Genomic DNA, 25846 nt, shown 5'->3' on the forward strand with positions numbered 1-25846 from the left:
TGCGAAAGGCGTATCAATACAGCTCCAATCGCGCAATGACGCACGCGCATGACATCGACGTGACACTCGACAAAGTCGCGCGCGGCTGCAACACTCCGCGCAAGATCAAAAAGGAGGAAACGATGACGATCAACCGGCGCGAGTTATCTATATCGGGCTTGGCTCTTTCGACTCTTGCGGTCTCCGCGCTCGCTCTCACAGCATCGGCACTCGCCGCCTCGGCCGACGAAGAAGCCGTCGCGAAGAAAGTCGAGGCCTTCCGCCTCGCCCAGATCGCGGCCGACCCCAAGGCGCTCGGCGCGCTGTGCTGGGACGATCTCAGCTACAGCCACTCCAGCGGCAAGGTCGAGGACAAGGCGACCTTCATCGCGAACGCCACCGACGGCAAGTCGAAATTCCTGTCGATCGAATACAAGGACCCGACAATCAAGGTCGTCGGCCCCGCCGCGATTGTGCGCTTCCACTGGGTCGCGGAACAGGAGATGGCGGCCGATGGGAAAAAAGTGCCGACCAACCTTCACATCCTGATGAACTGGCAGAAGCAGGGCGACGAGTGGAAGCTGCTCTCGCGCGCCGCGACGAAGTTGTGATCAAGGACGTCATTCCGGGACGCGCCGAAAGGCGCGGGCCCGGAATCCATTCATCGACGAGCTCCGCAGCAAGATAGATTCCGGGTTCGCGCTTTGCACGCCCCGGAATGACTTGTCGATCTACTACGCCGCCTCCTCCAAATCGCCGCTAATCAGCTTGCGCGCAGCGCGCTCGGCTTCGCGTGCGTTGCGGAAGAGCTGGCCTTCAAGGCGATTGAAGCGGTGGGATGAGGCGAAGAAGCAGTAGCCTCCCGGAGAGCGGACCACGATACCCGCGGTCTGCGAATTCACTTCGATGATGTAGCTGTCCGGCATGCCCGTTGATTCCTTAGTGCGGGCAGACAACGGCATGTCTGCCCAAAGGTTCCTAGGGCAAATCAACCGGTTTCCACCCCGAATCGACACGCAAATTGAGTACGCCGGGACCTCATCCGTTTTATGACTTGTTCTTGGCAAAGGCGCGACGCGTTGACTCATGCGCGCCTTGTTTGGCTAACGCCACACACCTTCGTGACATGGGGAACGACGCCGCGCGCGATTACGTCGCGATCTGCGTGTCAGTCGAGCGAACCTCCTGCGGGCGCCCGTGCTCGTCGATCGAGACATAGGTAAAATTGCCGTCGGTGACGGGGAACGGATGCTCCTCGCCGCGACGCAGCGCCCAGGCTTCGAGATGCACGGTGAGCGACGTGCGCCCGACACGGACGAGATTGGCGTAGACGGAGACGAGATCGCCAACATAGACCGCCTTGCGGAAATTCATCGCCTCGATCGCCACCGTGACAGTGCGCGACTTCGCGACCTTGGATGCGAACACGCCGCCACCGACGTCCATCTGGCTCAGCAGCCAGCCGCCAAAGATGTCGCCGTTCGCATTGGTGTCGGCAGGCATTGCGAGCGTGCGGATGCAAAGATCGCCTCGCGGCTCTTTGTTGGCCTTTTGAGTCATGTGTCTCTCACTTGAAATTGTCCCAGCCCGGATCGGGCGCGAAACGTCCGCCGAACCGCTCGGCCAGCGCACGCAAGGTGGAAACGATGTTCTCCACGCCGCGCGTGCGCGCGTAGTTCAACGGGCCGCCGCGGAAGGGCGCGTAGCCGGTGCCGAAGATCATGGCGCCATCGACCGCATCGGCATCGTCGACGATGCCTTCGCGAAGTGCGGCGACGCAGACGTTGGACATCGGCAGAACCAGGCGATCGATCATCTGGTCGGTGACGCGCGGGCCGGTTTCCGGCAACGGTGCCTTTTCCGCCTTGCCGTCCTTCCAGACGTAAAAGCCCTTGCCGGTCTTGCGGCCGAGCTCGCCCTTGGCGACCTTCTCGCGTAGCCAGGCCGGCGTCGGCGGCAACAGATCGCCGAACTTGGTGCGCAGCATGTCGCCGACGTCGAGGCAAATATCGAGCCCGACCTGGTCGGCAAGCTCGATCGGCCCCATCGGCATGCCGAACTGTTCGGCCGCGGCGTCGATCAGACGCTGGTCGGTCTTCTCGTCCAGCATCACGATTGCTTCCAGCATGTAAGGCGTCAGCGCGCGGTTGACGAGGAAGCCGGGCGAGCTCTTCACGGCAAGCGGCAACCGATCGATCGCACCGACGAAAGCGAGCGCCTTCTTCAGCACCTGCGAATCGTTGCCGTCGTGACTGACGACCTCGACAAGCTGCAGCCGCGACACCGGGTTGAAGAAATGCAGGCCAACCAGCCGCTCCGGCCGCACCAACGTCGTTCGCAAGTCCTGAAGCGGAATGCTCGACGTGTTGGTCGCGAGGATCGCACCCGGCTTCATCTGCGGCTCGAGGCCGGCATAGACCTTTCGCTTCAGCTCGAGCTTTTCCGGCACCGCCTCGATGATGAGATCGGCGTTGCGGACGCCCTCGCCGTCCAACTCGGGGATGAGGCGGTCGAGTGCGTCGCGCACCTCGGTCGGCTTGCGGATGATCTTGCCGTAGAGCTCGGCGGCGCGGTTCACGGCCCCCGCAATCGGCTCGGCCTTCATATCGGCGAGCGAGACGCGCAGCCCCTGCCCCGCGCACCAGGCCGCGATGTCGCCGCCCATGGCGCCGGCGCCGATGACGTGGACGTGCCTGATGGTGTTGCCGCTGCCGGCGGCCTTCTTCATCTGCTCACGCAGAAAGAACACGCGGATCAGGTTCTGCGCGGTCGACGTCACCATCAATTTGGCGAAGGAAGCCTGCTCGGCCTTGAGCATCGCAGCCTTGCTGCCGCCATTGGCCTCCCAGAGATCGATCAGCGCGTAAGGCGCCGGATAATGCTCACGGGGTGCAGCCTTCGCGGCCTCGGAGCGCATCCGCTTGGCAAGCAGCCCGCGCACCGGCCCGAGACTGGCTGCACGCGTGAGCAGGCCCGGTTTGGCCCGCTTCAACCGACCGAACAGCACGTCCTTCACTGCATTGCGGACGTGGCGCTCCTGCGTCACGGCGTCGACAAGACCGAGCGCTTTGGCGCGGCGCGCATCGATGGTGCGGCCGGTCAGCATCAGTGCCATCGACTGGGTCGGATTGACCAGCGCAGTGAAACGCGCGGTGCCGCCGAGCCCGGGATGCAGTCCGAGCATCACCTCGGGGAAGCCGAAGCGCGCGCCATCGATGGCGATGCGCGACTGGCAGGCGAGCGCGACTTCGAGGCCGCCGCCGAGACAGAAGCCGTGGATGACGGCGACAGTCGGCAGCTTCAGGACTTCCAGATGATCGACCACCGCATGCGCGGCGCGGATGCGCGTTTCCACCATCTCGGGATCGCTGGCGCCACGGAATTCGTTGACGTCGGCGCCGGCAATGAAGCCGGACGGTTTTGCGGAGCGGATCACGAGACCAGCGGGCCGCTCGGTCTCGATCGCTGCGAGCGCGGCGTCGAACTCCTCCATCACATCCGAGGAGAGAGTGTTGGCGCTGGCGTGGGCACGGTCAAACAGGAGCCAGGCGACCCCGTCGGCATCGCGGGTCAGCTTGAAGTGCCTGTAGGGACCGTCTGCCGCGGGCTGAGGCCCGAGCGTCAGCACGCGGTCGCCGAGCGCGGTCATGACCTTGTCCATGGTTACACCGCCTCGATCAGCATGGCACCGCCGAGCCCACCACCGATGCATTCGGTGGCAACGCCACGCCGCGTGCCGAGCCGCCTCATGGCGTTGACGAGATGCAGCACGATGCGGTTGCCGGAGGTGCCGACGGGATGGCCGAGCGAGATCGCGCCGCCATCGACGTTGAGTTTTTCACGGTCGATCTCGCCGGCGGCACCGTCGAGCCCTAAAATCTCGCGGCAGAATTTGTCGTCGTTCCAGGCGGCGAGACAGCCGAGCACCTGGGTGGCGAACGCCTCGTTCAATTCCCAGGTCTCGACGTCCTTGATGGTGAGGTCATTGCGCTGGAGCAGCGGTGTCGCCGACATCACCGGGCCGAGCCCCATGATGCTCGGATCGAGCGCGGCCCAGTTGCTGTCGATGATGACCGCCTTCGGTGTCAGCTTGTATTTTGCCACCGCCTCGTCGGAGGCGAGGATCACCCAGGAGGCGCCGTCGGTGATCTGCGAGGAATTTCCGGCGGTGACCTGGCCCCACGGGCGCTCGAACACCGGCTTCAATTTCGCCAGCGTCTCGGCCGTGGAGTCCGGGCGTACGCCGTCATCGTGGTCGAAAAACTTGCCGTCGCGGGAGAAGGCGGTCTCGACCTCGCCCTTCAGAAAACCTTCGGCTTGCGCATGCGCGAGCCGGCGATGGCTCTCAGCGGCGTAGGCGTCGGATTGCGCGCGGGTGATACCGAAGAGATGGCCGACGACCTCAGCGGTCTGGCCCATGTTCAAATCGGTGATCGGATCGGTCAGCCCGCGCTCGAGGCCGATGATCGGCTTGAGGTAGCGCGGCCGCAATTTAAAGGCGGCGGTCAGCTTCGCGGCCACGCCCTTGGCGGTCGCAAGGCCAGCGAACCAGCGCACGCCGGCGTTCGGCCAGACCAGTGGCGCGTGGCTGAGCGCCTCGGTGCCACCAGCGAGGATCATGTCGGCATGGCCTTCGCGGATGTAGCGGTAGGCGGTGTCGATCGACTGCATGCCGGAGCCGCAATTGATCTGCATCGTGAAAGCGACCATGTCCTCGCCCATGCCGAGCCGGAGCGCGGCGACACGGGCGGGATTCATCTCGTCCGCGATCACGTTGACACAGCCGAGGATGACCTGGTCGAAATCATCAGGCGCAAACGGCTGGCGCGCCAGCAGCGGCCGGCCGCACTGCACGGCGAGATCGACCGGCGTGAACGGACCCGGCCCGGAGCGCGCTTTCAGAAACGGTGTCCGGCTGCCGTCGACGATGAATACCGGTCGTGCCATCAGCTCGCCGCCCTCTGTTCACCGAGTTCCTGGAAGAACTGATGCACGTCGCCGGTTTTCTTGTAAATCGGCGACAGCGCCTCCGGCGCAAAATCATCGACCTCGATCACTTTTGTGACAGCTTCGCGGGCCGCGGCAAGCTGCTCGCCCTCGGCCTGTGTGATCACGCCCTTGGTCACTCCCTCCTTCCAGTCCCGGATATGCGCGGCGCGCACGCGCTTGGCGATCGCGTCCGTGCTGGTGGCCAGCTTGAACGCGCGCTCCAGCCGGGCAAAGCCGCCGTCGTCGTCGACATGGGCAAGATCGGGCGTGAGGCGCTCGCGCGCCGCCGACGGCTCCAGCACAAGGCTAGCGCATTGGTGCACGACGCGGTCGGACGGACCAAGCACGTGGGCACCGAAGGGCTGAACCACGAACTTGAGGAAGCCTGCGACAAAGCGGTTCGGCAGATTGGCGAGGATTTCGGCGAGCCTGTTCTCGATCGTCCTGAAGCCGGTCGCCATGCACCATTCGAGCGCGGCAAAGTCCTCCTTCTGCCGGCCCTCGTCCTGCCAGCGCTTCAGCGCCGCCGACAACAGATACAGCTCGGACAGGATGTCGCCGAAGCGCGCCGACAGCATCTCCTTGCGCTTCAATGCGCCGCCGAGCGTGAGCAGCGCCATGTCGGCGCAGAGCGCGAAGGTCGCGGAATAGCGCGAGAGCTGCCGATAGAACTCTGTCGCCTCGCCCGCGTCAGGCGCCGGCGCAAACGCACCAAAGGTCCAGCTCCGACCGAAGGCGCGAAACAGCGTCTTGACGCTGTAGCCGACATGCTTCCAGAACGCACTGTCGAAGGCGGTCAGTCCGCGCTCGCGGTCGCTGTCCGCGAGCGCATTCATCTCGTCGAGCAGATAGGGATGCGCGCGGATCGCGCCCTGCCCGAACACGATGAGGTTGCGGGTGAGAATGTTGGCCCCCTCCACCGTGATGCCGACAGGGACGGCGCGGTGCAGATTGCCGAGATAGTTTTGCGGCCCGTCGATCACGGCCTTGCCACCATGGATGTCCATGGCGTCGTCGACCGCGGTCCGCATCCGCTCGGTCGCGTGCAGCTTCATGATGCCGGAGATCACCGCGGGATGAACGCCGGCATTCAGCGCCGCGCAGGTGAGCCGACGTGCCGCGTCGAGCTGATAGGCGGTCGCGACGATGCGCGCGAGCGGCTCCTCGACGCCCTCGAACTTGGAGATGGAGATGCCGAACTGCTCGCGGATGCGGGCATAGGCGCCGGTGGTGCGCGCGGCATAGACGGCTCCTGCCGCCGACAACGACGGTAGCGAGATGCCGCGGCCGGCGGCGAGCGCCGTCATCAGCATCTTCCAGCCTTGGCCCAGCCTTTCCTGGCCGCCGATGACATAGTCGAGCGGGATGAAGACGTCGCGGCCCCAATTCGGGCCGTTCTGGAAGGCCTGCATCGACGGCAGATGGCGATGGCCGATCTCGACACCGGGCAGATTGGTCGGGATCAGCGCCACGGTGATACCGAGCTCTTCCTGGCTCCCAACGAGACGTTCGGGATCATAGGCCTTGAAGGCGAGGCCAAGGAGCGTCGCGACGGGGCCGAGCGTGATGTAGCGCTTGTGCCAATTGAGCCTGAGGCCGACGACCTCGCGGCCCTCGAAAATGCCTCTGCAGATGATGCCGGCGTCGACCATCGAGGCGGCGTCGGAGCCGGCCTCGGGGCTGGTGAGGCCGAAGCAGGGAATGTCGCGGCCGTCGGCAAGACGCGGCAGCCAGCGCTCCTGCTGCTCCCTGGTGCCGAAGCGCATCAAGAGCTCGCCGGGCCCGAGCGAATTCGGCACCATCACGGTGACGGCCGCTGCGATCGATCTGGTCGAGATCTTGCGCACGACTTCCGAATGCGCATAAGGCGAGAAGCCGAGGCCGCCGAATTCCTTCGGAATGATCATGCCGAAGAATTTCTCGCGCTTGACGAAGTGCCAGACGTCCTGCGGCAGGTCCCGCCATTCCCAGAAGATCTTCCACTCGTCGAGCATGGCGCAGAGCTCGTCGACGGGCCCATTGAGGAAGGCCTGCTCCTCATCGGTCAGCCTCGCCTGCGGGACCCTCAGCAGTTTCGACCAATCAGGATTGCCAGTGAAGAGATCGGCATCCCACCAGACGTCACCGGCCTCCAGCGCCTCGCGCTCGGTGTCGGACATCGCCGGCAGCACGCCGCGGGCCCAGGAGAAGATCGGTTTTGTGATGGTGTCGCGGCGGAAGCTCATGGCGGGCCTCATGCATCGGCGCGGTTGCCGGGCATTTTAGCGGAAAGTGGCTGGCGGAAGTGAACACTTCGCCTGCAAAAAGAATCGAATTGACGCGGCCGGGCCGCCCAGGAACCATAACGGCCGGGGTACGGTGGCAGTTCCGGGAGGGGAAGAGTCGCGGCGCCTACTCGCCGTCATTCCGGGGCGACGCGCAAGCGTCGAGCCCGGAATCCATAACCACCATCGGGAGTATGGATTCCGGGCTCGCGCCTTGCGGTGCGCCCCGGAATGACGAGATTGAGGGAGCGATGGCCGGGAAAGAGCGCACCGCATCCGGCTACAGGCGCGCCCGGATCAGTCCGGCCGGACCATCTCGAACATGTTTTCCGGCTTGATCTCGAAATAGTCGCCGCGGCGGCCGGCGCGGACGATGGGGCGGGCGGTGGCGGTCTGGTAGACACCGTCCTTGATCATGGCCTTGTCGATATGGACGGCGACCACCTCGCCCAGCGTCAGCCAGGCATCAGCCTCCTTACCGTCGGCGCCCTTGAGACGGACGATGTCGGACACCTTGCACTCGAAGGCGACCGGGCTCTCGCCGACGCGCGGGACGTTGACCAGCTTGCCGGGCACAGCCGTGAGCCCTGCAATCTCGAACTCGTCGACCTCAGGCGCGACATGCGCGGCGGTCGCGTTCATGTGCTTGGCCAGATCCATCGTGGCGAGATTCCAGACGAACTCGCCGGTCTGCTGGATGTTCTCGACCGAGTCCTTCCAGTTGGTGGAGGAGAAGCCGATGATCGGCGGTACGTAGCAGAACGCGTTAAAGAAGCTGTAGGGCGCGAGATTGACGTGGCCCCTGGTGTCGCGGGAGGAGATCCAGCCGATCGGCCGCGGCGCGATGATGGCGTTGAAGGGATCGTGCTTGAGGCCGTGGCCCTTGGAGGGCTCGTAGAAGTGTAGATCTTTGTCGGTCACGCCGCTGTTTCCTTTCGTCATTGCGAGCGAAGCGAAGCAATCCAGAGCCCTTCCGCTGAAACGGCCTGGATTGCTTCGTCGCTGCGCTCCTCGCAATGACGGAATGAACCGGTCCGTATTGCCCGTCAAAGACGGCGAAGGCGTTTATAGGAGAAATTCCCCGGCCCGTCAGTGGCGCGGCGACAGACCCGCGATGACGAAATCGATCATCTGGTCGATGGACGGGCCCGGCTTGGTGGCGCACTGGGCGATCATCTGGGGGTGGAAGAAGCGCATCATGGCGGTGCAGGCGCAGAGCGAGGCCAGCTCCAGGTCCGGCGCCTCGAACTCGCCGGAGGCGGCTCCCTGCGCGATCATCTGGCCGATCACCCCGGCAATGCACTCCATATGGGCGACGCAGACGTCCCAGTCCTCCTGCATCGCGATCTCGACCATCTCATGCAGCTTGGAGTCGCCGACATAGCGCTCGGTGTTCATGCGATGGATGGTGGTGAGCAACTCGCGGAAGCGCTCCAACACCGGACCGGGCCTCGCCACGATCCGCTGCGCCTCAAGCTCGACCTCGCCCATCAAGCTGCGTGCCACCGCCTGATGGATCGCCTTCTTCGACTCGAAGAAGCGATAGACGTTGGCGGGGCTCATCTTGAGCTCTTTGGCGATGTCCCCGACCGTGGTCTTGAGGTAGCCGATCTGCCGGAACAGCCGCTCGGCCACCTCGAGGATGCGCTCCCGGGTGTCGCCTTCGATATGTTCCGAAACCAGTGTCATCTGTCAGGACTCGTTAGTCAGCACTCTTCATTTATTCAGCCGCTTCAGCAAGCGGAATTGCAGGATCTTCATCGCTCCCATGCTGCGGCGCGGTAGGTTGCTGGCTGGTGCCCGCCTCATCCAGGCTCTTGCGGAACCACAGGGCATAGAGGCCCGGCAGGTACAGCAGCGTGAGGAAGGTCGCAACGAACAAGCCGCCCATGATGGTGATCGCCATCGGGCCCCAGAAGGCCGAGCGCGACAGCGGGATCATGGCAAGGATCGCCGCGAGCGCCGTCAGCACCGACGGGGCGGGCACGGCGGACTGTCGCCTCCACGATCGCCTCGCGCCGGGTCAAGCCGTGCGAGACGTCAGTCTCGATCTGGTCGACCAGGATGACCGTGTTGCGCATGATCATGCCGGCGAGCGCGATCAGGCCGAGCAGCGCCACGAAGCCGAACGGGGCGTTGGCGACGTTGAGCCCGAGGGAGGCGCCGACGATGCCGAGCGGCGCGGTCAGGAACACCAGCAACAGGCGTGAGAAGCTCTGGAGCTGAATCATCAGCAGCGTCAGCATCACCATGACCATCATCGGAAAGAGGACGAAGATCGAGGCATTGCCCTTGGCGGATTCCTCGAACGCACCGCCCGGCTCGATGCGGTAGGCCGGCTCGAGGTAGTCCTTGATGGCCTGCAGCTTCGGCGTGATCTGGTTGGTGACGTCGGGCGCCTGCACGCCGTCGACGACGTCGGAGCGCACGGTGATCGCCATGTCGCGGTTGCGCCGCCACATGATCGGCTCCTCGTGGGAATACTCGATCTTGGCGATCTGCTGCAGCGGCACCGCAACGCCGTTGCGCGAGGTGATGGTGAGGTCGCCGACGCCGCCGAGGTCGAGACGCTCGGACGGGATCGCACGGGCGACCACGCCGACCTTCTCGATACCGTCACGGATGGTCGTGACCTGCGCGCCCGAGATCAGCATCGCGAGTGCCTGCGACACATCCTGCGGGGTGAGGCCCATGGCGCGGGCGCGATCCTGGTCGACGACGAGCTTGAGATACGGTGACTGCTCGTTCCAGTCGAGCTGGACGTCCTTGACGTTCTTGTTCTGCCGCATGACGTCGCGAACCTGATAGGCGATCTCGCGCACCTTGTTGGCGTCGGGGCCGATCACGCGGAACTGGACGGGGAAGCCGACCGGCGGACCGAAGTTGAAGCGGTCGACGCGCACGCGGGCCTCGGTCAGCATGCCATCGGCGACCGCGTTCTCGATCTTGGCCTTGACGCGCTCACGCGCCTCGACGCCCTTGGCGACGATGACGATTTCGGCGAACGCCTCGTTCGGAAGCTGCGGGTTGAGGCCGAGCCAGAAGCGCGGCGAGCCCTGGCCGACATAGGCCGTATAGGTCTCGATGTCCTTGTCGTCCTTCAGCAGCGTCTCGGCCTTCTTCACGGCCTTCTCGGTCACGTTGAAGGCTGTGCCCTCAGGCAGGCGGAGCTGGAAGAACAGCTCGGGCCGCTCGGACAGCGGGAAGAACTGCTGCTGGACATGGCCGAAGCCGACGATCGAGGCGATGAAGACGCCGACGGTCGCCGCCACCACGGTGATGCGGTGATTGACGCACCACTGCACGATGGCGCGCAGGCCTCGGTACATGCGGGTCTCGTAGACCGCATGCGGATCGTGATTGTGGTGCGCCTTCATCTCCGGCAGCAGCTTGACGCCGATATAGGGCGTGAAGATCACCGCCACGAACCAGGAGGCGACCAGCGCGATCGCCACGATCCAGAAGATGCTGCCGGCATATTCGCCGACCGCGGAATTGGCAAAGCCGATGGGGAGGAAGCCAGCGGCCGTGACCAGCGTTCCCGTGAGCATCGGAAACGCAGTGGATTCCCAGGCAAAGGACGCCGCGCGCATCCGGTCCCAGCCCTGCTCCATCTTCACCACCATCATCTCGACCGCGATGATGGCGTCGTCGACGAGCAGGCCGAGCGCGATGATCAGCGCGCCAAGCGTGATGCGGTGTAGGTCGAGCGACATCGCGTTCATGACGATGAAGACGATGCCGAGCACCAGCGGCACCGATAGCGCGACCACGATGCCGGTGCGCCAGCCGAGCGCCAGGAACGAGACGAACAGCACGATGACGAGTGCTTCCATGAAGGAATGCACGAACTCGCCGACGGCGTGCTCGACCACCTTGGGCTGGTCGGCGATGAGCCGGACGTCGATGCCCTGCGGCACCGCCTGCATGAATTCCGCGGTCGCTTTCTCGACCTCCTTGCCGAGGTCGAGGATGTTGGCGCCCTTGGCGGTGACGACGCCGATGCCGATCGCGGGCTTGCCTTCCTGGCGCACGACGAAGCTCGGCGGATCGACAAAGCCATGGGTGACGGTGGCGATGTCGCCGAGGCGGAAGACGCGGCCGTTGCTCTCGACCGGCGTTTCGGCCACCGCCTTGGCGCCATCGAGCGCCCCGGTCACGCGCAGCGGCACGCGCTGCGACGAGGTCTCGACCGTGCCGGCCGGGGTCACGTTGTTCTGCTTGGCGAGCGAATCGAACAGCGCCTGCGGCGTGATGCCGAGGGTGGCGAGCTTGGCGTGGCTGAATTCGACGAAGATGCGCTCATCCTGGTTGCCGTAGACGTCGACCTTGGTCACGCCGGGCACCTTCAGGAGGCGCTGACGGAAGCCTTCCGAGACCTTCTTGAGCTGGGCATAGTCGGCGCCGTCGCCGGTCATCATGTAGAGGATGGAATCGACGTCGGAGAATTCGTCGTTGACGACGGGTCCCAGAATCCCTGCGGGCAGCTGGCCCTGCACGTCGACCAGCTTCTTGCGCAGGAGGTAGAAGAGATAGGGCACATCCTTCGGCGGCGTGTTGTCGCGGAAGGTGACCTGGAGCGCGGTGAAGGCGGGCTTGGAATAGGTCTGCACCTTCTCGAAGTAGGGCAGCTCCTGCAGCTTCTTCTCGATGGGATCGGCGACCTGCGTCTGCATTTCCTGCGCGGTCGCGCCCGGCCACATCACGGAGACGTTGACCACCTTCACCGTGAAGAACGGATCCTCGGCGCGCCCGAGCTTCTCATAGGAGAAGAGGCCGGCGGCGCCGAGCACGATCATCAGGAAGAGAACCAGCGTCGGATGGCTGACGGCCCAGGCCGAAAGGTTGAAGCGCTTCATCGCACTCTCCGAAAGACGATCCAGTTGCAAAAACGACAGCCGCCCTGTTCAACCGGTCATTGCCAGGCAGCGAAGCAATCCAGGGGGCTGGGCAGGTTCTGGATCGCTTCGCCGCTTCAGCCTTCGCATTTGCGCTCGGGCCGAAACTCACCTCGCAACGACGGACTCGTAAACGCTCGTTAGAAAGACAGCGACGAGACGATCCGCACCCTCTGGTTCGGATCGAGCTTCTGCACGCCAAGCGCGACGATCTTGGCGCCCTCTTCGACTCCGCCGGTAATGACGACGTCGTTGCTCTCGTAGGACTTCACCGTCACCGGCTTCAGCGTGACCGCGCCGTTGTCGTCGACGACGTAAAAGGACGGCTTGCCGCCTTCGTTGAACAGCGCCGACAGCGGCAGTCGCGCGACGCGCTGAGTGGCGGCGTCCGACAGCGTCAGGGTCGCGGTCATGCCGAGCGCGACCTTGTCGTCGGCCTCGGGCAGCGAGAATTTCGCAAGATAGGTGCGCGTGGCCGGATCGGCTGCCGGCGCGATCTCGCGCAGCCTGGCCGTATATTTCTTGTCCGGCTCCGACCAAAGAGTGACGCTGGCGACGCCCGACTTAGCGCGTCCAACCAGCGTCTCAGGGATCGCGACGACCGCTTCCTTCTCGGCAAAGCGGGCGACACGGATCGAGGCCTGGCCCGCGGCGACCACCTGGCCGGGCTCGATCAGCGTTGCGGTGACGACGCCACGGGCGTCGGCAACAAGCGTCGCGTAGGAAAGGGAATTCTTGGTCAGCTCGACCGAGCGCACGGCGCGGTCGAGGCGCGCGCGGGCCTCGTCGGCGGAAGCGCGGCTCTGGTCGAGCTGGGCGTCGGTGGTCCAGCCCTTGGCCTTCAGATCCTTGGCGCGCTGCTCGGCGGCGGCGGCCTGGGCCAGCACACCGGTCGCGGCGGTCTGCTCGGCAACGGCCTGCTCAGCCTGAAGCTTCAGATCGACCTCGTCGAGGGTCGCGAGCGGCTGACCAACCTCGACGGTCTGGCCGACCTCGACCAGGCGCTTGGCGACCTTGCCGGCGACGCGGAAGCCGAGATCGCTTTCGATCCGGGGCCTGACGGTGCCGACGAAGCTACGCTCGGGCGTCTCGGCATCATAGTGCGCGGTCGCGACTAGAACCGGCCGCGGCGGCTCGGCCTTCTGGGCAACGGTGTCATTGCACCCAGCCAGCGAAACCGCCATCAGGGCCAGCGACGCACCTGCCAAGAGCTTGGAATAGCTCGATAAAATTGACCGGACCAACATCGGAGGACACTCCTGCATCTCGACTGCGAGGAATGTCGAATAATCACTGATAAAAGTCAATAATCGTCAGTCATCAGGAAAGCGTGATCGTTAAGGGGTGGTAAGGATTGGAAGAAAGCCCGAGACGGACGCCGTTGGGTGGGCAGAGGCGCGCCAGCGCCGTGCCCACCACCGCGCAATATCGATACGCAAAACTATCGGTGGGCACGCTTCGCTTTGCCCACCCTTGATTTCGAGATCTCACCGACCCTGTTCGACGAACTCGTGCTTGGTCTCGTGGCCGCCGATGAAGGCCAGGATGCCGGCGATCAGGGGCAGGACGGCGAGGACGAGGAGGCCGGTCGAGGTCTGGCCGGTGGCTTCCTTGACCCAGCCGATCAGGTAGGGCCCGGCGAAGCCGGCAAGGTTGCCGATCGAGTTGATCATGGCGATGGCGCCGGCGGCGGCCATGCCGGAGAGCCAGGCGGTCGGCAACGTCCAGAACACGCCGAAGACGCAGAACACGCCGATCGCAGCAACCGTCAGCGCCACCATCGTCATGGTGGGGTCGGTGATGTAGCTGGAGACGGCAAGCGCGATCGCGATCAGGATCAACGGCGCGCCGACGTGGAACACCCGCTCGCGCGTCGCGTCCGAGTGCCGTGCCCACAGGATCATGGCGATGGTGCCGAACAGGTACGGGATCGCGGTGACGAAGCCGGTCTGCGCATTGGTGAGGCCGAACGCCTTGACGATTTGGGGCAGCCAGAACTGCATGCCGTAGAGTGCGGCCACGAAGCCGAAATAGATCAGGCTCAGCGTGATCACCTTCGGCGAGGACAGGGCTTGGCCGAGCGAGAGATGCTTTACGGCCTGCTTGGCCGCGATCTCGGAATCGAGCTTCGCCTTGAGCCAGCCCTTCTGTTCAGCCGTCAGCCAGTCCGCCTTCTCCGGCCGATCGGTGAGATAGAACCAGGTGACGATGCCGAGCAGCACCGACGGGATGCCTTCGAGAATGAACAGCCACTGCCAGCCCTTCAGACCCATCACGCCGTCGAGCCCGAGCAACAGGCCCGAGATCGGCGCGCCGATCACGGTCGAGACCGGCACGGCGACGGCGAAGGCGGCGAGGAAGCGCGCGCGATATTCGGCCGGGTACCAGTAGGTGAGATAGAGGATGATGCCGGGGAAGAAGCCGGCTTCGGCGACGCCCAGCACGAAGCGCAGCACGTAGAAGCTCGTCACGCCGTTCACGAGCGCCATCAGCGCCGAGATGATGCCCCAGGTCACCATGATGCGCGCGATCCAACGGCTGGCGCCGAACTTCTCCAGCGCCAAATTGCTCGGCACCTCGAAGATGAAATAGCCGATGAAGAAGATGCCGGCGCCCCAGGAGAAGATCAGCGGCGTGAACTTCAGCTCAGCATTCATGGTCAGCGCGGCGAAGCCGAGATTGACCCGGTCGAGATAGGAGAAGAAGTAGGCCAGCACCAGAAACGGGATCAGGCGCCAGGAAATGGCGCGGATGGTCGAGGTCTCGATTTCGCTCTTGTTAGAGTTCTTGGCTGTGCCGGCGGAACCGGCATAGGTCGTGGTCTGGCTCATGGCCTCCCCCCGGGGTTGCTGCTTTTATGGGCTAGTGGGCGGTTTTCAGCATCGCGGGCAAAGAGTCAATGGAGCAAGCAATGCACGGGGCGCAGCCGGTGGACCCCATTGCGCTGCGACAGCGGTTGCTGCCCCGCGCCGCCCTGGCGCTGGTCGTGATCGCCTGCGGGTTGTGCTTGCGGTGGTACGGCTTTCCGCTCGCGCTTCCCGCCTTCGTGGTTCACTCCGCCAATTGAAAACGCTCGAAGCGATCGAGCTCGTCCTCGATCTTCCGCTTGAGCTCCTTGCGCCCCGCTGTCCTCTTCCCCTGCCCGACCCAGGTCCATTTCTGCATCAAGAGCTTCTTGCTTTGCCGGTCGGTCTTGAGGTCGAGCGCGGCGACGATTTCGTCGCCGACCAGCACCGGCAGCGCGAAATAGCCGAGCTTGCGCTTGGCCTTCGGCACATAGGCTTCGAACAGATGGTTGTAGCCGAAGAAGAGGTTGGTGCGCTTGCGCTGGATGATCAGGGGGTCGAACGGCGAGAGGATGTGGACGAGTTCGGGCGACACCTCGCCCGGCTCCAGCGCCGCAGGCGTGGCCCAATGCTCCTGCTTGCCGGCGTCCTCGATCGCGACCGGCACGAGCTCGCCGCGGCGGACGCGCGAGGCGATCAGGTTAGCTACCGCCTTCTTGCGCGGCGCATCGAGATGGCAGATCGAATCCAGGCTCACCACGCCTTGCGACCGCAGCGCGCGGTCGAGCTGATAGGCGGTGATGTCCTTTGTCGAGGCCGGCTTCGGCAGCTTGTCCCAGCCGAAATGCCTCGTCATCAGCTCATAGGTCTTGAGCATGCCCTGGCGCGCGCTGATGGTCACGACGCCGGTATAGAAGGCAAGCTGCAACGCCCGCTTTGAGGGTTTTCGGCTCTGCCACAGGTGCTCCTTCTCGGTGAGCACGTCGTCCTCGATGTCGCGGATCGTCAGCGGGCCTGCGCGCACCAGCCGCATCACCTTGCGCATGTCGGCCGGCGTGACCGAGGCATACCATTTGTGCCCGTCACGGCGATGCTCGCGCATCGCCGGAAGGAAGAAGCGGAAGTCGCTGGCCGGGATGTAGGACAGCGCATGCGTCCAGTATTCGAAAACGCTTCTGTCGACGCTCTGGGCGTGGCGCAGATCGGCACGCCGGTACGACGGGATGCGGCTGAACAGGATGTGGTGGTGGCTGCGCTCGATCACGTTGATGGTGTCGATCTGCACATAACCGAGATGGGCGATCGCATCCGCAACGGCCTGCGCCCCCTCGCCGAACGGCGCGCGCTCATCCAGCCGCTGGGCATGCAGCCAGATCTGCCGGGCCTGCGTCGTGGTGAGTGGAAGGGGTTCGGGCGCGCGTGACATTGCAAGGTGCAATGTAGCGAGATTCGCGCCGGGAAAAAGGAGGCTGCAAAGAAGCGATCACAAGAAAAGGCCGCGCTGCCAACTGCTGACAGCACGGCCGGATGATGCGGCCGAGGCCTACTTCATCGCCATCGCCTTCTCGGCGTTCATGTAGTGCTTGCAGGCGCTGCGCATGTTGCCTTTGCTCATGTCGGAATTGGCCGAGGCCATCGACTTCCTTGCCGCGATCTTGCCCGGCGTGTCTTCACCGCCCATCCCGACAACGAGCTTTGCCATGTTCGCGCTGGTGCACGACATCTTGGCAGCGGATGCGGGAGACAGAGCAAGTGCTGCGAATGCGGCTGCGAGCAACAGGGTCTTCATCAAGTTTCATCCTCCGGAAAACGAAGCCGGCTTTATGCCGGCCAACGCAGCAACCATTTTTCCGAGACAAGGCTTCGTAGAGAAGAGACTTTCGCTCGTCCTAGCGTGCGGCTTTTGGGCGCTCCCCGACGCTGCCGGTCGCGACATCAGGCTCGCAGGAAGCCCTCCCGCGCCCCTCCGCCTGGCAGCGGAAGCCCCCGCTTCCACCGTGACCAAAATCACATGACGGCCTTTGAACCTGCCCTATGCTCGCAGCATCAAATCGTCATCAGGCGATACAGCGAGGATACGACAATGACCCATTTTACCAAGTATTTTGGACTGAAGGCGATCACCCTTTCGGCCGCGCTGTCGATGACGGCGGGCCTGGCCTTGGCCGGCGACAACAATGTCTCCACCAGCCAGATCCTGGATGCGCTGAAGCCGAAGCCGGTGACCCGCGGCCTGTCCGTCGGCCCGCAGGCCGATCCGACCGCGCAAGCCAAGGAGGCGACATTCCTGAACACCGTGCGCAATCGCTCGACTCGTTCGCTCTCGATGGGCGAGCGCGAGCAGATCGCCGAGCTTGCGGCGTCCAAGCCGAAGATCGATCTGGAAATCCAGTTTGACTACAACTCGGCCGACATCGCCAAGACGTCGGTGCCGTCGGTGCAGGCGCTCGGCAAGGCCCTGTCCGATCCGGCGCTCAAGGGCTCGACCTTCGTGGTCGCCGGCCATACCGATGCGATCGGCGGCGAAGAGTACAATCAAGGGCTCTCCGAACGGCGCGCCGACACCATCAAGAAGTACCTGGTGCAGAACTACGGCCTCAACGGCACCGATCTCGTCACCGTCGGCTACGGCAAGACCAAGCTGAAGGATGCCGCCAACGGCGCCGACCCGATCAACCGTCGCGTCCAGGTCGTGAACATGGACACCAAGACCGCGTCGAAATAACGCCACAATCGACAACCGCCTGCCACGTGAGTGGCGGGCGGTTTTCTGCTGTCAGATCCAGCTCTGGAACAGCATCAGTCGGTTGAAGGTCTGCATCGACGTACCGACGAAGGCCGCCGAGATCGGTAACATCACGGCAAAGCCGATGGCGGCGACGCCGACATAGGCCCACAGCAGCCAGCGAGGTACCCCTTCCCTTCGTAGCACATAGACCAGTGCAAGCGATGCGACAGTCGCTGCCGGCAGATAATAATAGATGAAGCCGAGCGTCCGCGGCAGCAACGCCCAGGCGAGCCAGGAGCCGAAATAGAACGCCGCGATCAGGAAGGCATCCCAGCGGCGCGCGACGATGAAGTCGCGCAGTACGATGGCGAGCGCGGGCAGCGCCGGCCACAGCACGAGCGGATTGCCGAGGAAGACGATCGCGGAGATGCTGTCCTGCGCCGTCTTGTCGAACAGGAACCACACCGGGCGGGCGAGGAGCGGCCAGGATGGCCACGAGCTCATATAGGTGTGGCCGGCAATCGCGGTGGTGGTGTTGTCGGCAAAGATACGGCGCTGCGCCTCGATCAGATCCGACAGCGACAATCCGTAGAGCGGGACGAAGGCGGCAAGATAGGTTGCGGCCGGCAGGACGGCAAAGCAGACCACGGCGTGATGCAACCTGAAACCGGGCCACAGATCGGGCCGGTACCAGTCGTCTGGCTTCGCGTCGGCAAACAGCGTGCGCCAACCCTGCATCAGGCGGATCGCCGCGACGATGACGATGCAGACGCCGAGCGGAAACAGGCCGCTCCACTTGCAGGCCGCAGCAAGACCGAACAGAGCCCCCGCCAGCGCGAACCGTGCATGCGGCCGCTCCTTTCGAAATCCGTGCATGAAGGCGGCCATCGCGAGCAGGCCGAAGCCGAGCGCAAAGATGTCGAGCATCGCGATACGCGCCTGCACGTAAGCCATCTGGTTGAAGGCCGCGATCATCGCAGCGGCGATCGCGGGCGCTTGCGCGGAGAACAGCGCGAGACCGCACAGGTAGATCGCGACGATCGCGAGTGCGCCGAACAATGTCGCGGGATAGCGCCAGCCAAACGCGTTGTCGCCGAAAGCCGCGATCGACGTCGCGATCAGCTCTTTGGCCAACGGCGGGTGCATCGGATTGAGCATCGGCTGCGACATCGCGGGCGCCAGCATCTGCCGCGCTGCCGGCACGTAATGCACCTCGTCGAAAACGAACTTCTCTGGCGTCGTCAGGCCGATGAGCAGCGCGAGATGCGTGATCAGGAAAATCGCGACAGCAATCACTGCGCTCCGCGACACCCTCGGAACGGCGGACAATTCGAGCGGCTGTTTTGATGAGGTTTTGCGTGGCAAATTTGCGTCACCGTGGACAAAAACGAAAATCGCACTTCTCATTGAACGCATTCTGCCGCAACTGTCACTAAGGATAACGCACGTCCCGCGCCGCTAGTGATAATTTCGTCACATCGAAGCGCGCGAGATCCGGTACGATCAGGGACACATCGATCGGTTGCGAAATGAATTTGCGTTTCTTGTTTTTCCCCACACTCTTGTCAGCCGCATTGTGCGCGGCGCCTTGCGCGCTGGCGCAGACGCGCGTCGGCGAAGCCGTCGTGATCCAGAACGAAGTGGTGCGCGTGGCTGCAACCACGACGCCGATCAGCGTCGGCGACAGCATGCTGCGCGACGAGACCGTCCGCACCGGTGCTGACAGCGCGGCGCGCTTCGTCATGGCCGACAGCACCAATCTGTCGCTGGGGCCGAGCGCCACGCTCAAGCTCGACCGCACCGTCTTCAACGACGAGCACAGCTATCGCGACGTCGCGATCCGCATGACCACCGGCGCACTCCGTTTCGTCACCGGACATTCGGAGAAGACCGCCTACAAGATTACGACGCCGCTCGCGACCATCGGCGTGCGCGGCACCACGCTCGACATCCTCTCCCAGCGCGGACGCTCCGTCGTCGTGCTCCAGGACGGTACGGCCAGCGTTTGCGCGACGAACTCCCAGTGCGTGCAGCTCACCCAGCCCGGCGACACCGCGGTGATCACCTCGACCGGCGGCAAGGTCAGCATCACCAAAACCAATACGCCGCCCTGGACGTTTGCCGCGAACTGCGCCGCAAGCGCCGGGCTGTGCTCGGTCAACCAATATGCCGACGCGTCTCCGACCATCACGCCCGCCGTCCACGACGACGGTATGCTGTGCGGGCGGTGACAATGACGAAATTCAACGTCAGGCGCTTCATTATTGCAGCCACAATGGCCGCATTCGCTGCGTTTGCTTTCGTCGTATTCGATGCCAAGCCGGCGGCAGCACAGACCGGTTGCGGGGCCGAGTGCGGCGAGCCGACGCCCTCCCCGTCGCCTTCACCTTCCCCCTCTCCCAGCCCCTATCCGTCACCGTCGCCGAGCCCGTATCCGACGTCCTCGCCAAGCTCGAGCCCACCACCGGCCCCGACCGGCGCCGATTCCAGCGGCAATTCGATCGGTGGCCTCGCCAACCAGCGCTTCAACCAGATGATCACCAACAGGGTGCTCGGCACGGTGCTGCTCGGCGTCAATGAGCAGGTCAATTGCAGCGACTGCATCAGCGCGTTCGGCTCGGCTGGCTCGTTCTCGGCCGGCATCCATGGCCGCAAGGAGCTGACCAACAACCTGTCGCTGCTCGCGGGCATCGCCTACACGCAATACAACGAGGGCGGCTACAACATCACCAGCGCGCCGATCGGCGCCTTCGCGTTGCGCTACGACTTCACCGACTGGGGCTCCTCACGCCCGTTCTTCGACGTCGGCACGATCCTGACGCCGTGGGAGAAGGCGCGCTACACCCGCAGCTACGACACCAGCCTCGGCCCGGTGAGCGTCACGAGCTCGACAAACGCCTCGAATTACGCCGTCTACGGCCGTGCGGGCTGGATGAGCCGGTTGTCACCCCGCGACGAGGTCGCGGCCTCGATCGAGGTCTGGCAGCTCTGGCAGCGTGTGTCCGGCTACACTGACGCCGCGGTGGCGTTCAATCCGTTCGACGCCACGATTGCGACCGGCACCGACCGCACCAGCCTGGTCAAGATCGGCGGCCAGTGGACGCATCTCATCGGCAGCAACCTGGAGACCAACATCAATGGCGGCTGGGTGCAGTCGTTCGCCAGTCACAGCGGCATCGTTGCCACCGTGACTGGCGACGGCATGGTGGTGCCGACGATGGGCAACCAGGGCTGGTTCGAATATGGCGGCCGTCTCGGCTTCCGCGTGACCAAGGGCTGGATCGTGGACCTCTTCGCCAACGGCACGCTGGGCCCGCAGCCGGTTGGAAATACCATTCATGGCGGCGTGGGGCTACGGATCAATTATTAGCAGACGGCTCGTGTAAAGCAGCCTCAACTTGCGCTGTCATGCCCCGCCACCGGGTCTCGCCTTTGGCGAGCCCGATGACAGGCTCCGCCGGGGCATCCAGTACGCCGCGGCTTATCCGTATCCTCTCGTTGTCTCTGGAATACTGGATCGCCCGCCCCAGTGCGCAACTGCGCACAAGGCGGGCGATGACCGCGAGTATGTGGCAAGAGCAGCATCACGCCGCCGACTTGCCCTCGAACGCCTGACGCAGAATACCCACATCCAGCTTGACCATCTTCATCATGGCCTGCATCGCGCGCCCGGCCGCGGCCTTGTCGGGGCTCGACAGGAACTCGAACATCACCTTCGGCACCACCTGCCAGGACACACCGTATCGGTCCCTCAGCCAGCCGCACTGCCCTTCACTGCCGCCATGAGCGAGGAATGCGCTCCACACACTGTCGACCTGGGCTTGGTCGTCGCAATGGATCATCAGCGAAAGTGCGTGGGTGTATTCCATCTTCATCCCGCCGTTGAGCGCCACCAGCGGCTGTCCGGCCACGGTGAACTCGACGACGAGCACGGAGCCCTCCTTGCCGGACGGGTTGTCCGAAACGTTGTGCTGAACGTTCGTGATCTTCGAATTCGGATCCAGCGAGACGTAGAACTTCGCGGCTTCCTCGGCATCGCCGTTGAACCACATGCAGGGCACGACCTTGGACATCGTGAATGCTCCTTCTAGGATTCGCAATGTTCGGGAGCTTCGATCAGGCGCTCGCCATGTCGGGCTGGGTGGTGGCAGCCGCCATGTCTAGCCACGTCACACCCCACATATGGCCATCCAGGTCCTCGAAGCTGCGGCCGTACATGAAGCTGAACTCTTCCTTCGGGCTGGGATCGGCTATGCCGCCCGCGGCCTCGGCCCTGCCGACGATGTCGTCGACCTCGTTCCGGCTATCCGCGGACAGGCAGATCAGCACCTGGCTCCCGGACCTGGCATCGGCGATCGGCCTCGGCGTGAACTGGCGAAACTTGTCGTGGGTCAGCAGCATGGCGAAGATGGTCTCGGAAATGACCATGCAACTCGCCGTGTCGTCGCAGAATTGCGGGTTCTTGGCCGCACCGATCGCCTCATAAAAGGCGGTGGCACGCTTGAGATCGGTCACCGGCAGATTGACGAAGATCATCTTGGACATCTGAATGCTCCTGGAAATTTTGAGGTTCGAAATGGGGCGATCAGGCATCCGCCGCGGCAGGCTGCGTCGTCGCCGCGGCCACGTCCATCCACATCACTTCCCAGAAGTGGCCATCCGGATCCTCGAAGCTGCGGCCATACATGAAGCCGAAATCCTGCTTCGGACCGGGATCGGCTTTGCCGCCCGACGCCGTCGCCTTGCCGACGATGTCATCGACGTCGTTGCGGCTGTCGGCGGACAGGCAGATCAGCACCTCGCTCGAGGTCTTTGCATCCGCGATCGTCTTCGGCGTGAACTGGCGGAATTTGTCGTGGGTGAGCAGCATGACGTAGATGGTCTCGGAAAAGACCATGCAGGACGCCGTGTCGTCGCTGAATTGCGGGTTCTTGTCTGCGCCGATCGCCTCGTAAAAGGCGGTGGCGCGAGTGAGGTCGGTCACGGGCAGGTTGACGAAGATCATCTTGGGCATCGGAAGCTCCTTGGAGGGGGTTCCGCCCAAGGACGGACGGCGCAGCGGCCATCCGACACGGCATCCGAATATTTTTTTCGACCGTCGACTGCGGGGTTCTGTCGCACCGAACCCCGCGAGGTTCTTCAGCTTTACTTCTTCTCGTTCGGGTCCCGGTGGACCGGATCGATCCACAGCACGGTTTCGGGCTTCTCGACGGGCTCGATGTCGAGGTTGATCGCGACCGCCTCACCGTCGCTGCGCACCAATACGCATTCCAGCACCTCGTCCGGGCTGGCGTTGATCTCCTGGTGCGGCACGTAAGGCGGGACGAAAATGAAATCGCCGGGGCCGGCCTCGGCAGTGAATTGCAGGCTCTCGCCCCAGCGCATCCGCGCCTTGCCCTTCACCACGTAGATGACGCTTTCGAGATGGCCGTGGTGATGCGCGCCGGTTTTGGCATCCGGCTTGATGCTGACGGTGCCCGCCCACAATTTCTGCGCACCGACGCGTGCGAAATTGATCGCGGCCGCGCGGTCCATACCTGCCGTCGACGGCACGTTCGTATCGAGCTGGTTGCCGGGAATGACGCGCACGCCGTCATGTTTCCAGCGATCGTCATGATCGTGGTCATGGTGGGAATGCGAATGGTCATGGCCGGTCATGGGACTTGCTTTCTGTTGGTTCCTTGCGCGGCAAACTAACCCAAAGCCGCGCCCGCAAGCCATACCAAAATCGGACCCCTCGTAGCCGCCAGATGTTGTCTTCGTGAGCAAATTGGAAGGAGAGTTTCGTGGGTAGCACGCGCGACAAGATCATGGGCGCCGACGAGGCCCTCGCGTCCAGAGTTGAAAGCGAAAAGACCGGCCGCGAGGCCGGTCTTTTTGTTTGCGCCGATTTCCATCCGTCATGGCCGGGCTTGTCCCGGCCATCCACGTCTTCGCCACGTGAAAGAAAGAACGTGGATGCCCGGGACGAGCCCGGGCACGACGACGTAGAGACTGCGGTCACTTCACCGCGAGCAATTCCACGTCGAACATCAGCGTCGCGTTCGGCGGGATCACGCCACCGGCGCCGCGGGCGCCGTAGCCGAGCTGCGGCGGGATGATCAGCGTGCGCTTGCCGCCGACCTTCATCGAGGCAACGCCCTCGTCCCAGCCGGCGATGACGCGGCCCTTGCCGATCGGGAATTCGAACGGCTCGTTACGATCCACGGACGAGTCGAATTTCTTGCCCTTCTGGCCGTTCTCATAGAGCCAGCCGGTATAGTGCATCACGCAGATCTGGCCGGGCTTGGGTGAAGCGCCGGTGCCGACAGTGCCGTCGATGATCTGGAGGCCTGAAGCTGTGGTCATGGTCTTTCCTGCGGTCTGGGCCGAGGCCGTGGTGGAAACGAAATGCGACACGCCGGCGATCACGGTGATCGCGAGTGCCGACATCATGGCGAGGAGCGCGCGTTGGAAACGCTGCATAAGACACCTTCCGTTTGAGGCGGGAGGTGTCTAGCGCAACGCGACCCGTGTTTCCACCCCTCACACCTCGATATTTTCCAGCCGCACCGGCAGCTTGCGGATGCGCTGGCCGGTGGCATGATAGATCGCATTGCAGATCGCGGCGTTGGTCCCGACATTGGCGAGCTCGCCGAGCCCCTTCGCGCCTGCCGGGTTGATATGATCGTCCTGCTCGGAGACCAGGATCACCTCGACGCCCACTACGTCCGCGTTCACAGGCACGAGATAGTCGGCGAGATTGTCGTTGACGTAGCGCGCAGTGCGCTGGTCGATCTCGGTGGCCTCCAGCAGCGCCGAGGACATGCCCCAGATCAGGCCGCCCATAAGCTGGCTGCGCGCGGTGCGCGGGTTCATGATGCGGCCAGCCGCAAAGGCGCCAACCAGGCGCGGCGCGCGGATCTCGTGCGTAAAGCGGTTGACCCTGATCTCGACGAACTCGGCGCCGAAGGCGTAGGCGATCTTGTCCTTCATGTTGCTGCCACCGACGAGCCGCGCGTGCCCGCTGTGCATGGCCTGGAAAGAATCCTGCGGCGCACCTTCCGGCTTCCACTCGCCATATTCCTCGACGACCCCCATGCCGAGCGCGTCGAACGCCTTCTCGATGTCGAGCGGACGGTCACCCTTCGCCACTTGGCTCGTCGGCGCCTGGCTAAGGCCTATGGTTGCCTTCGCCTTGTCGGTGAGGCTGTCGCTCGGCATTATCGCCTTGAACAGTCGCTGGCGGATCTGGTCGCACACCATCATCACCGCCGAACAGGTGCTGGCGGTCGAGTTTGATCCGCCGGCGACTGGCGCGGGCGGCAGGTCGCTATCGCCGATGAAGACGGAGACCTTCTCCAGGGGCACCTCGAGACGTTGGGCCGCGGTCTGGGCAATGATCGTATAGGCGCCGGTGCCGATCTCATGGCCGGCGATCTCAACACGGGCGCGGCCGTCGCGCTGGAGACGCACGCGCGCGGCGGACGGCGCCATCTGCGTCGGATAGCAGGTGGCGGCGCAGCCATAGCCGATCAGCCAGTCGCCATCCGACATGGATTTAGGTTGAGGCGAGCGCTGCGACCAGCCGAAGGCTCTGGCGGCTTCGTCGAAGCACGCCATCAGCGACCGCGACGTGTAGGGCTTGCCGCCGATCGGCTCATTGGTGGTGTCGTTGATGCGGCGGAGCTCGACCGGGTCCATGTTGAGCTTGACCGCGAGCTCGTCCATCGCGCTCTCCAGCGCGAACATGTACGGCACTTCCGGCGGCGAGCGCATGAAGCCCGGCGTGTTGCGGTCGGCGCGCACGATGGACACGAGGCTGTCGACATTGGGGCAGGCATAAAGGCGTGTCGTTGTCTTGGTGCCTCCGACGCAATACGGGTCAGGGCGCGAGGACACCTCGGCGCCCTCATGCCGGAGGGCAACCAGCTTGCCGTCCCGGCTCGCGCCGAGCTTGATCTCGTGGCGTGTCTCGGCGCGATAGGTTGCGATAGTAAAGCCCTGGTCGCGGGTCGGGACCAGCTTGACCGGCCGGTTCAGACGCTTCGCGATTCCCGCGATGATGGCGGTGCGGGGCGTCATCGAGCCGCGCGAGCCAAAGCCGCCGCCGACATAGGGATTGACCACGCGCACCTTGTTGGCGTCGATGCCGAGCTGCTCGGCAACGCCATTCTTCAAGCCGTAGACATATTGGCTCGGCTCGYCGTAGATGACGAGGTT

General features: G+C 64.1%; 23 protein-coding genes and 1 pseudogene. 5 read left to right on the forward strand and 19 right to left on the reverse strand.

What is annotated here, in order from left to right; genetic code table 11:
• The first annotated feature begins 122 nt into the window (after window positions 1-122).
• On the forward strand, window positions 123-590 hold the full coding sequence (locus tag AC629_RS24160; RefSeq protein WP_084807469.1) for a nuclear transport factor 2 family protein: 468 nt from the start codon (window positions 123-125) through the stop codon (window positions 588-590).
• A gap of 123 nt (window positions 591-713) precedes the next feature.
• On the opposite strand, the gene AC629_RS24165 is transcribed toward AC629_RS24160, so the two are convergent.
• The 10 genes and pseudogenes from AC629_RS24165 to AC629_RS24210 form a co-directional block, all read right to left on the reverse strand.
• Window positions 714-905 carry a hypothetical protein gene (locus tag AC629_RS24165; RefSeq protein WP_084807450.1) on the reverse strand — a complete coding sequence of 64 codons (192 nt, stop codon included), beginning with the start codon at window positions 903-905 and terminating at the stop codon, window positions 714-716.
• 223 nt (window positions 906-1128) lie between these two features.
• Window positions 1129-1539 carry an acyl-CoA thioesterase gene (locus tag AC629_RS24170; protein WP_084807451.1) on the reverse strand — a complete coding sequence of 137 codons (411 nt, stop codon included), beginning with the start codon at window positions 1537-1539 and terminating at the stop codon, window positions 1129-1131.
• A 7-nt stretch (window positions 1540-1546) separates the two neighbouring features.
• Window positions 1547-3640, reverse strand: a complete 2094-nt coding sequence (locus AC629_RS24175; RefSeq protein ID WP_084807452.1) for a 3-hydroxyacyl-CoA dehydrogenase NAD-binding domain-containing protein — start codon at window positions 3638-3640, stop codon at window positions 1547-1549.
• Between the two features lie 2 nt (window positions 3641-3642).
• A complete protein-coding gene (locus AC629_RS24180) occupies window positions 3643-4926 on the reverse strand; it encodes an acetyl-CoA C-acetyltransferase (protein ID WP_084807453.1) in 1284 nt (427 codons plus the stop codon).
• The gene (locus tag AC629_RS24185) at window positions 4926-7193 is read right to left on the reverse strand and encodes an acyl-CoA dehydrogenase (RefSeq protein ID WP_084807454.1); all 2268 of its coding nucleotides are present in this window, start codon (window positions 7191-7193) and stop codon (window positions 4926-4928) included. The genes AC629_RS24180 and AC629_RS24185 overlap by 1 nt, the downstream gene beginning before the upstream one ends.
• 336 nt (window positions 7194-7529) lie before the next feature.
• Window positions 7530-8153, reverse strand: a complete 624-nt coding sequence (locus AC629_RS24190; protein WP_084807470.1) for a flavin reductase family protein — start codon at window positions 8151-8153, stop codon at window positions 7530-7532.
• Window positions 8154-8321: 168 nt separating this feature from the next.
• Window positions 8322-8921: a TetR/AcrR family transcriptional regulator gene (locus AC629_RS24195; RefSeq protein ID WP_084807455.1), complete on the reverse strand. Its 600-nt coding sequence runs from the start codon at window positions 8919-8921 to the stop codon at window positions 8322-8324.
• A gap of 31 nt (window positions 8922-8952) precedes the next feature.
• Window positions 8953-12091, reverse strand: a pseudogene (locus AC629_RS24200) (efflux RND transporter permease subunit).
• Between the two features lie 179 nt (window positions 12092-12270).
• Window positions 12271-13377 carry an efflux RND transporter periplasmic adaptor subunit gene (locus tag AC629_RS24205; protein WP_084807456.1) on the reverse strand — a complete coding sequence of 369 codons (1107 nt, stop codon included), beginning with the start codon at window positions 13375-13377 and terminating at the stop codon, window positions 12271-12273.
• Between the two features lie 240 nt (window positions 13378-13617).
• Window positions 13618-14961, reverse strand: a complete 1344-nt coding sequence (locus AC629_RS24210) for an MFS transporter (protein WP_084807457.1) — start codon at window positions 14959-14961, stop codon at window positions 13618-13620.
• Window positions 14962-15041: 80 nt separating this feature from the next.
• Between AC629_RS24210 and AC629_RS45575 the strand changes: the two genes are divergently transcribed.
• On the forward strand, window positions 15042-15197 hold the full coding sequence (locus tag AC629_RS45575; RefSeq protein WP_245331985.1) for a hypothetical protein: 156 nt from the start codon (window positions 15042-15044) through the stop codon (window positions 15195-15197).
• Here AC629_RS45575 and AC629_RS24215 read toward each other — a convergent pair.
• Window positions 15182-16342 (reverse strand): winged helix-turn-helix domain-containing protein, encoded by a 1161-nt coding sequence (locus tag AC629_RS24215; protein WP_084807458.1) that lies wholly within the window; start codon window positions 16340-16342, stop codon window positions 15182-15184. The two genes, AC629_RS45575 and AC629_RS24215, sit on opposite strands and share 16 nt — an antisense overlap.
• 117 nt (window positions 16343-16459) lie before the next feature.
• Complete coding sequence (locus tag AC629_RS24220; RefSeq protein WP_084807459.1) at window positions 16460-16705, reverse strand: hypothetical protein; 246 nt, start codon at window positions 16703-16705, stop codon at window positions 16460-16462.
• A gap of 294 nt (window positions 16706-16999) precedes the next feature.
• On the opposite strand from AC629_RS24220, the gene AC629_RS24225 reads away from it, so the two are divergent.
• Window positions 17000-17641, forward strand: coding sequence for an OmpA family protein (locus AC629_RS24225; protein WP_084807471.1), 642 nt, complete (start codon window positions 17000-17002; stop codon window positions 17639-17641).
• Window positions 17642-17692: 51 nt separating this feature from the next.
• On the opposite strand, the gene AC629_RS24230 is transcribed toward AC629_RS24225, so the two are convergent.
• Entirely contained in the window at window positions 17693-18973 is a 1281-nt protein-coding gene (locus tag AC629_RS24230; protein ID WP_084807472.1) for a phospholipid carrier-dependent glycosyltransferase, read from the reverse strand.
• A 200-nt stretch (window positions 18974-19173) separates the two neighbouring features.
• Between AC629_RS24230 and AC629_RS24235 the strand changes: the two genes are divergently transcribed.
• Both AC629_RS24235 and AC629_RS24240 read left to right on the forward strand, forming a co-directional pair.
• On the forward strand, window positions 19174-19875 hold the full coding sequence (locus AC629_RS24235) for a FecR family protein (RefSeq protein WP_084807460.1): 702 nt from the start codon (window positions 19174-19176) through the stop codon (window positions 19873-19875).
• Between the two features lie 2 nt (window positions 19876-19877).
• The gene (locus tag AC629_RS24240) at window positions 19878-21014 is read left to right on the forward strand and encodes a hypothetical protein (RefSeq protein ID WP_084807473.1); all 1137 of its coding nucleotides are present in this window, start codon (window positions 19878-19880) and stop codon (window positions 21012-21014) included.
• Window positions 21015-21228: 214 nt separating this feature from the next.
• Here the strand turns inward: AC629_RS24240 and AC629_RS24245 are convergent, their stop codons facing one another.
• From AC629_RS24245 to AC629_RS24270, 6 genes are all read right to left on the reverse strand, one after another.
• Entirely contained in the window at window positions 21229-21717 is a 489-nt protein-coding gene (locus AC629_RS24245; RefSeq protein ID WP_084807461.1) for a VOC family protein, read from the reverse strand.
• A gap of 43 nt (window positions 21718-21760) precedes the next feature.
• A complete protein-coding gene (locus tag AC629_RS24250) occupies window positions 21761-22189 on the reverse strand; it encodes a VOC family protein (protein ID WP_084807462.1) in 429 nt (142 codons plus the stop codon).
• 40 nt (window positions 22190-22229) lie between these two features.
• A complete protein-coding gene (locus tag AC629_RS24255) occupies window positions 22230-22658 on the reverse strand; it encodes a VOC family protein (protein ID WP_084807463.1) in 429 nt (142 codons plus the stop codon).
• A 131-nt stretch (window positions 22659-22789) separates the two neighbouring features.
• Window positions 22790-23302, reverse strand: coding sequence for a cupin domain-containing protein (locus AC629_RS24260; RefSeq protein ID WP_080137629.1), 513 nt, complete (start codon window positions 23300-23302; stop codon window positions 22790-22792).
• 342 nt (window positions 23303-23644) lie between these two features.
• Window positions 23645-24109 (reverse strand): FKBP-type peptidyl-prolyl cis-trans isomerase, encoded by a 465-nt coding sequence (locus AC629_RS24265; protein WP_084807464.1) that lies wholly within the window; start codon window positions 24107-24109, stop codon window positions 23645-23647.
• Window positions 24110-24169: 60 nt separating this feature from the next.
• Window positions 24170-25846 (reverse strand): xanthine dehydrogenase family protein molybdopterin-binding subunit (locus AC629_RS24270; RefSeq protein WP_084807465.1); only part of this gene is annotated, 1677 nt, incomplete at its 5' end.

Origin of the sequence: Bradyrhizobium sp. NAS80.1, assembly GCF_001908205.1 — a bacterium.
Classification (GTDB): Bacteria; Pseudomonadota; Alphaproteobacteria; order Rhizobiales; family Xanthobacteraceae; genus Bradyrhizobium.

Excerpts from the sequence above, each read along its gene's own strand:
- AC629_RS24250 (WP_084807462.1), bottom strand. The coding sequence starts at position 22,189 with ATGTCCAAGATGATCTTCGTCAATCTGCCGGTGACCGATCTCAAGCGT.
- AC629_RS24240 (WP_084807473.1), top strand. The coding sequence starts at position 19,878 with ATGACGAAATTCAACGTCAGGCGCTTCATTATTGCAGCCACAATGGCC.
- AC629_RS24170 (WP_084807451.1), bottom strand. The coding sequence starts at position 1,539 with ATGACTCAAAAGGCCAACAAAGAGCCGCGAGGCGATCTTTGCATCCGC.
- AC629_RS24220 (WP_084807459.1), bottom strand. The coding sequence starts at position 16,705 with ATGAAGACCCTGTTGCTCGCAGCCGCATTCGCAGCACTTGCTCTGTCT.
- AC629_RS24175 (WP_084807452.1), bottom strand. The coding sequence starts at position 3,640 with ATGGACAAGGTCATGACCGCGCTCGGCGACCGCGTGCTGACGCTCGGG.
- AC629_RS24160 (WP_084807469.1), top strand. The coding sequence starts at position 123 with ATGACGATCAACCGGCGCGAGTTATCTATATCGGGCTTGGCTCTTTCG.
- AC629_RS24205 (WP_084807456.1), bottom strand. The coding sequence starts at position 13,377 with ATGTTGGTCCGGTCAATTTTATCGAGCTATTCCAAGCTCTTGGCAGGT.
- AC629_RS24215 (WP_084807458.1), bottom strand. The coding sequence starts at position 16,342 with ATGTCACGCGCGCCCGAACCCCTTCCACTCACCACGACGCAGGCCCGG.
- AC629_RS24165 (WP_084807450.1), bottom strand. The coding sequence starts at position 905 with ATGCCGGACAGCTACATCATCGAAGTGAATTCGCAGACCGCGGGTATC.
- AC629_RS24180 (WP_084807453.1), bottom strand. The coding sequence starts at position 4,926 with ATGGCACGACCGGTATTCATCGTCGACGGCAGCCGGACACCGTTTCTG.
- AC629_RS24255 (WP_084807463.1), bottom strand. The coding sequence starts at position 22,658 with ATGCCCAAGATGATCTTCGTCAACCTGCCCGTGACCGACCTCACTCGC.
- AC629_RS24195 (WP_084807455.1), bottom strand. The coding sequence starts at position 8,921 with ATGACACTGGTTTCGGAACATATCGAAGGCGACACCCGGGAGCGCATC.
- AC629_RS24245 (WP_084807461.1), bottom strand. The coding sequence starts at position 21,717 with ATGTCCAAGGTCGTGCCCTGCATGTGGTTCAACGGCGATGCCGAGGAA.
- AC629_RS24260 (WP_080137629.1), bottom strand. The coding sequence starts at position 23,302 with ATGACCGGCCATGACCATTCGCATTCCCACCATGACCACGATCATGAC.
- AC629_RS45575 (WP_245331985.1), top strand. The coding sequence starts at position 15,042 with ATGCACGGGGCGCAGCCGGTGGACCCCATTGCGCTGCGACAGCGGTTG.
- AC629_RS24235 (WP_084807460.1), top strand. The coding sequence starts at position 19,174 with ATGAATTTGCGTTTCTTGTTTTTCCCCACACTCTTGTCAGCCGCATTG.
- AC629_RS24185 (WP_084807454.1), bottom strand. The coding sequence starts at position 7,193 with ATGAGCTTCCGCCGCGACACCATCACAAAACCGATCTTCTCCTGGGCC.
- AC629_RS24265 (WP_084807464.1), bottom strand. The coding sequence starts at position 24,109 with ATGCAGCGTTTCCAACGCGCGCTCCTCGCCATGATGTCGGCACTCGCG.
- AC629_RS24225 (WP_084807471.1), top strand. The coding sequence starts at position 17,000 with ATGACCCATTTTACCAAGTATTTTGGACTGAAGGCGATCACCCTTTCG.
- AC629_RS24210 (WP_084807457.1), bottom strand. The coding sequence starts at position 14,961 with ATGAGCCAGACCACGACCTATGCCGGTTCCGCCGGCACAGCCAAGAAC.